Here is a 6198-nt window from a genome sequence, read left to right on the forward strand (position 1 = left end):
GTAACCTTTGATACAACGGACGCCCTCCGACTCGACACTCCCGTGCGTCCCTACAGCGGGTTACTCGTCACGCTTTGACACAACGGATGCCGTAACCTTTGATACAACGGACGCCCTCCCGCTAGACACTCCCGTGCGTCCCTACAGCGGGCTACACGTCACGCTTTGATACAACGGATGCCGTAACCTTTGATACAACGGACGTACAGATCGTGCGTCCCTACAGCGGGCTACACGTCTCAGCGTGTGACAACGGATGCCGTAACCTTTGACACAACGGATGCCGTAACCTTTGATACAACGGATGCCGTAACCTTTGATACAACGGACGCACAGATCGTGCGTCCCTACAAAGGGCTACACGTCAATGAGGGCTACACGTCTCGGTAGGAAATGGGAAAGCGCCAGGGAGGAAATGAAAACTTCCCACGGAGGGGCGAAATAAAAGTTCGGAAGAATGAAATGAAACTTCGGAAGAAAGATTTTGAAGTTCGGAAGAATTTTTGATTTCCTCGGGGGCGGATTTTCGTTTTTTACGGAGTTTTTTTTGATTTCCTCGGGGGGAGGGGATATTAGAAGATAGAGACGAGAGTGGGCCCCTAGTGGCGCTAGTAGCACTCGTGAGACTGCTGCAACAGTCTCCTCAGAGAGTACAGAAGCAGGCTCCCTGGTAGTCCCAGAGAGCCTGCCTTTGCATTTACCGTCTAGCTCTACCCTGAGAGCTAGTGCGGGTTTAGGTCGCTCTAATTAGAAGCGATAGCCTAGACCTACGTATAGATTCATATTGTAGACCTCGCCCACCTCTCTGAAGCAGGTGTTGAGCAAGCCACGCTCGAAGCCTAGATTGATGCCAACCTGACGATACTCTAAGGCTCCCTGCACGCCGAGACCAAGATCGAAGGGCTTGAGTTCTTTTCCTACAGCTTTATAAGGGTCTGATGTTGTCTCTCTAGCATTTGTGTCGTTGTAGTCGTAAGAGGGATAGTCATCACGTATACGGTCATTACTTATGTCTGTCCGGGCGATACGCTTTGCTGAGAATCCATAGGATAGCCAAGGGCCTGCTTGTAGCGAAAGTGTCATCTCCGAAGAGATAGGCACGCGATACCCGAGATGTAGTGGCATCTCAATGTTGTGGAGCCAAAGGGTGTTTGATGTCTTTGAGGTGATGACAGGAGTCTCATCGCGCCTATTTCCTCTCATCTCCGAGATGTCTACACGTCTGAAGCCACGACTGAGGAAATAGAGCCCAGGGTTGAAGTAAAAGCCTTTTTGGAGGTCTAGCTCAACGCCTAGACCAATACGATAACCAGCCAGCCAGTCAACGTTTATGGGGAGGACATCCCCCTTAGACTCACGGGAGGCTAGGCTAAGCCATTGCTGTGAGAGGTTTAAGCCAGCCTCTACCTTGACAGAGGGGCGCATCTGAGCTGTAGCTAGCGTGGCAGCTGCGAGCAGTGTGAAGAGTGATAGAATTACCTTCTTCATAGTAAACAGGGTTTGTATGATACAGAAGGGCGACCCGCTCACAAGTTGAGTAGGTCGCCCCATAAGCTTCATGAGAGAAGTCGATTTAGGTTGCTACAGCTTAGAAGCGATAGCCTAGACCTACGTAGAAGTTCATGTTGTTGACCTTCATCTTCTCCACTGCGGAGGTGTTGAGTAGGCCATACTCAAAGCCTAGGTTGATACCGAACTGCTGATACTCAAAGCCTGCCTGCATACCGACACCTAGGTCGAAGGGCTTGAGAGCCTTGTTCTTATAGGGGCTATTCTCACCCTTATTGACAGTTTCATCAGTCTTAGCTGCAAACTCTCTAGCCTTATCAGCTATCGTCCCCTCACCAGTTATGGTAGTCTTCTGAGTTGTTTTACCAAGGAACCCGTAAGAGAACCAAGGACCAGCCTGGATAGAGACAGCCATATCAGGGGTTAGTGCTGCACGGTATCCTACATGTACAGGAATCTCAACGTTGTGTAGCCACGTAGTGTGAGCGACCTTAGCAGAGTACCCAACTATCTCAGGAGTCTCAATAGTGCTCTTAGAGCCACGGCTGAGGAAGTATACGCCAGGATTGACGTAGAAGCCGTCTGTGATGCCGAACTCGACACCGACACCAGCGCGGTAGCCGATCATCATCTTACCATCGGTTGACTTGTCGCCGACCTTAGTCGTCTGGTTAGCGAAGTTAGCACCAGCCTCTACCTTGATAGCTGGGCGCATCTGTGCTGTAGCTAGCGTAGTAGCTGCGAGCATCGTGACGATTGCGAGAATTACTTTCTTCATTGTTCAATTGATTGGTTATAGGTTAGTTAATTTAGTGTCTAATCTTGCGGAAGTCCTACCCCATGCTACGCCAAATACGCTTATCTAGCCGTACGAAAGCAACCTTCCACTGGCAAATATACATAAAAAGGTTGACAACGCAAGCCCCCCCTGCTTCTGCACATCTCACAAGCAACTCGCTATAGTAACGCACAGACCGTGAAAGAGTCGATGATCCCGGAGGTTTCGGAGCAAAAAAAGAGACGACCACACGGATTGCTCCACGTGGTCGTCAGACGTTGGCGCCTTACTTCGCTATGCTAGGCGAAGCGAGGGCGTGTACTATAGATTGGGATTGACCGTGTGCCAGTCAGCGACAGCGGGGATGATTCCCATCTGTATGATCTGATCGCGCATAGCCTGTAGGTGCTCGTAGCTCTTGTCGAGAGCTGCCTCTTCGTCAGGTAGCCCCTTGACCTCCTTATAAGCTACGCCGTCACGTGTGATGGTGGTCTCACGAGCCATCATCACATTCTTGTAGCGACTGTCACGGACGAAGCAACCAGCTGGCCAGCGGAAGGGCTCGCCACCCATAGCCGCACGTATCATCTCGATGGAGACGTAGGCTGGGCTCTGGAAGCTAGAGCGACCACGCAGAGCGATGATGTTGGCACCGCCCTTGATGACGCGCTGCTGGAGTGCAGCCCAGTCGTCGTGTGTCAGCCGGTCTGTGCCGATGAGGTCTGTGAGCGGGGTGCCGTCAACACGAGCGGTGCTGGCGAAGACAGCCATCTGCTCACCGTGCCCTCCATAGGTACGGGTATTGGTTACCTGGCTCTGCTGGAGACCAAAGTGCTTGGCGAGCTCGCTCTGCAGACGTGTGCTATCGAGCGCTGCCAGGGTGGTCACCTGCGAAGGCTTTAGCCCTGAGTGAATGAGCGTGACGAGACCGGTGATGTCTGCGGGGTTGAAGATGATGACCACGTGGTGCACGTCGGGGCAGTACTTCTTGATGTTGCGTCCTAGCTCAGCAGCGATCTCAGAGTTCCCCTTGAGTAGGTCTTCGCGGGTCATGCCCTCCTTGCGAGGCGCACCGCCCGATGAGACGATATACTTAGCCCCTCGGAGAGCCTCAGCGATGTCTGAGGTGAAGGTTAGGTTTAGCCCCTCGAAGCCACAGTGGCGCATCTCCTCCCAGACGCCTTCGAGTCCCTTGGCAAAGGGGTCGTATAGGCAGATGTTTGGAGTAAGGTGCATCATGGCAGCGGTCTGCGCCATGTTTGATCCGATCATACCGGCAGCGCCGATGAGGACCAGTTTGTCTTGCGTTACAAAGTTCATAGTGTTTATTGAGTCTGTGTTGAAATTGTATGCTTATTGCGTTGCGCCCCTAGATAATAAAGAAGAGAGACTGGGAGGAAAGCTTTGCGACCCTACAGGTCTGACTGCTCACACCCCCAATCTCTCCACTAAGCTATCGCTACTACGGGTTTGCGCTTATCGGCTTATGCCTCGTAGCGACGTGCGATCTCCTTCCAGTCAATGATAGACCAGAGGTCCTTGACGTGATCGGCGCGGCGGTTCTGATAAGTGAGGTAGTAAGCGTGCTCCCATACGTCGAAGCACATCAGTGGCTTGAGGCCCTTGCGTAGAGGGTTGCCAGCGTTAGGCTCCTTCTCGATAGAGAGCTTGCCCTGGTCATCGCTAGCTAGCCAAGCCCAGCCTGAACCAAAGAGTGAGGTGCAGGCATCGTTGAAGGCTGTCTGGAAAGCTTCAAAGCTACCGAAGTCTCGCTTGATAGCGTCAGCGAGCTTGCCCTCGGGATGCCCACCAGCGTTTGGAGCGAACTGTAGGAAGTACATATTGTGATTCATCACCTGGCCAGCCTGATTGTAGAGCTTGCCCTCCGCCTTGCGAACGATCTCCTCGAGAGAGGCGTCCTTAAGGTCAGAGTCGGGCAGGAGCTTATTGAGCGTGTCGACATAGCCCTTGAGGTGCTTGCCGTGGTGATACTGAATCGTCTCAGCGCTGATTACTGGCTCGAGCGCATTGTTTGCATAGGGGAGCTTTATTAGTTCGTGTGTCATATTGCTTTATCTGTTTACTTTAAGTGTGACATGAGCAGCTCTAGGTCTTAGCCTAGACTGCGTCACAAAGGTATACAAAACGAACCACAAAAACAAGCCCCCACAGGAGGCAGGGCTGACGCATTATAGACACTCTGCTAGGAGTTGCCTAGGACGATAACCGAGGAAATTCCAAATAGCTCCGTGGGAAACAGGAATCCTTCACCGAGGCGCAAAGTAAAACTTCGGAAGAATGAAATCAAACTTCGGAAGAATGAAATCAAAGTTCGGAAGAGTTTTTCCGTCCCTCACTGAAAAGTAAAAGATTTCCACGGAGGAATTCACGATTTCCTCCGTAGAGACTAGTTCATTTGTTTAATGGTCGCAGGACAGAATCAGAGGGCAGCCTCCTTGAGGCGCTCGGTATTCTCAGCAACGATGAGCGCGTCAATGATCGGCTGCAAGTCGCCACCGAGGACACCTGGCAGGTTATGCACGGTCAGACCAATGCGGTGATCGGTGACACGACCCTGAGGGAAGTTGTAGGTGCGGATCTTTGCCGAGCGGTCGCCCGTCGAGACCATCGTCTTACGACGTGAGGCGATCTCGTCGATATACTTCTGATGCTCCTTGTCGTAGATGAAAGTGCGAAGGCGTGAGAGGGCACGCTCCTTGTTCTTCGGCTGGTCGCGCGTCTCGGTACACTCGATCGTGATGTCCTCCACGACACCCGTATTGGGGTTGCGCCACGGATAGTGCAGACGCACGCCCGACTCCACCTTGTTGACGTTCTGTCCTCCAGCACCACTAGAGCGGAAAGTGTCCCACTTGATCTCACCCTCGTTGATGTTTACCTCAAACTTGTCCGCCTCAGGCAGTACCGCCACGGTCGCTGCCGAGGTGTGGATACGTCCTTGCGTCTCCGTCTGCGGGACACGCTGCACACGGTGCACGCCACTCTCATACTTGAGCGTTCCATAGACACCCGAGCCTGTGACATTGAGGACGATCTCTTTGTAACCTCCCGTACCGCCCTCAGTGTAGCTACTGACGGTGACGTTCCACCCCTTGGTCTCGCAGTAGCGCGAGTACATACGGAAGAGATCTCCCGCAAAGAGCGCAGCTTCGTCACCGCCCGTCCCAGCGCGTAACTCTAGGATAGCGTTCTTGTCGTCCTCAGGGTCGTTCGGTAGGAGGAGTAGCTTGATCTCTTCCTCCATCTTAGGGATCTCCTCCTTAGCCTCAGCAAGTAGTTCGCGAGCCATAGCCTTTAGCTCCTCATCGCTGTCGCTGTCCTGGAGGGTGCTCTCGGCCTCCTCCTGCTGGGTCAGGAGTTGCTTGTACTGTGCCCCAGCCTTGAGGATCTCTCCGAGGTGCGTGTACTCCTTGCTCAGGGTGGCAAAGCGCCTACCGTCGGCAATGACGCTAGGGTCTGTGATCAAAGTCTCTAGCTCCTCGTGGCGCGCCACTAGAGCTTCTATGCGGTTGAGTAAATCGTTCATATAGGTCTGCTAAGTGATGTAAGGGGTGGGTCAAAGACTATCGCTCTACCGTGCCAAAGGGCGTAACGAGTGTCAGGCGATTCTGGTCTGCCGACTCGACACGGCCGATGACCTGCGCGTCAACGTTGAAGTGTCGTGCCACAGCGATGGCCTCCTCGGCCTGCTCTGCGGGCAAGTATGCCTCTAGGCGGTGCCCCATGTTGAAGACTTGGTACAGCTCCGCAGCGTCGGCGCCACTCTCCTCGGCAATCATCTGGAAAAGCGGCGGGATGGGGAGCAGGTTGTCCTTGATAATGTGCTTGTTCGTGACGAAGTTCATCACCTTCGTCTGAGCGCCTCCAGTACAGTGGATCAGTCCGTGGAT

General features: G+C 53.3%; 8 protein-coding genes. 2 read left to right on the plus strand and 6 right to left on the minus strand.

Features of this window, described 5'->3' with window-relative positions:
- The first annotated feature begins 7 nt into the window (after window positions 1-7).
- Both Q0X57_RS07135 and Q0X57_RS07140 read left to right on the plus strand, forming a co-directional pair.
- Complete coding sequence (locus Q0X57_RS07135) at window positions 8-169, plus strand: hypothetical protein (protein WP_297729583.1); 162 nt, start codon at window positions 8-10, stop codon at window positions 167-169.
- A gap of 20 nt (window positions 170-189) precedes the next feature.
- On the plus strand, window positions 190-390 hold the full coding sequence (locus tag Q0X57_RS07140) for a hypothetical protein (protein ID WP_297729586.1): 201 nt from the start codon (window positions 190-192) through the stop codon (window positions 388-390).
- A gap of 357 nt (window positions 391-747) precedes the next feature.
- On the opposite strand, the gene Q0X57_RS07145 is transcribed toward Q0X57_RS07140, so the two are convergent.
- From Q0X57_RS07145 to Q0X57_RS07170, 6 genes are all read right to left on the minus strand, one after another.
- Window positions 748-1488, minus strand: a complete 741-nt coding sequence (locus tag Q0X57_RS07145) for a porin family protein (protein WP_297729589.1) — start codon at window positions 1486-1488, stop codon at window positions 748-750.
- Between the two features lie 100 nt (window positions 1489-1588).
- Window positions 1589-2287 carry a porin family protein gene (locus Q0X57_RS07150; protein WP_297729592.1) on the minus strand — a complete coding sequence of 233 codons (699 nt, stop codon included), beginning with the start codon at window positions 2285-2287 and terminating at the stop codon, window positions 1589-1591.
- Between the two features lie 321 nt (window positions 2288-2608).
- On the minus strand, window positions 2609-3607 hold the full coding sequence (locus Q0X57_RS07155) for a malate dehydrogenase (protein WP_007365665.1): 999 nt from the start codon (window positions 3605-3607) through the stop codon (window positions 2609-2611).
- 164 nt (window positions 3608-3771) lie between these two features.
- A complete protein-coding gene (locus Q0X57_RS07160; RefSeq protein WP_007365630.1) occupies window positions 3772-4353 on the minus strand; it encodes a superoxide dismutase in 582 nt (193 codons plus the stop codon).
- A 374-nt stretch (window positions 4354-4727) separates the two neighbouring features.
- Window positions 4728-5834, minus strand: a complete 1107-nt coding sequence (gene prfA, locus Q0X57_RS07165; protein WP_297729598.1) for a peptide chain release factor 1 — start codon at window positions 5832-5834, stop codon at window positions 4728-4730.
- A gap of 37 nt (window positions 5835-5871) precedes the next feature.
- On the minus strand, window positions 5872-6198 hold a 327-nt coding region (locus tag Q0X57_RS07170), incomplete at its 5' end, for an AIR synthase-related protein (protein ID WP_297729601.1).

The sequence above is a fragment of the uncultured Porphyromonas sp. genome (assembly GCF_947254915.1).
Lineage (GTDB): Bacteria > Bacteroidota > Bacteroidia > Bacteroidales > Porphyromonadaceae > Porphyromonas.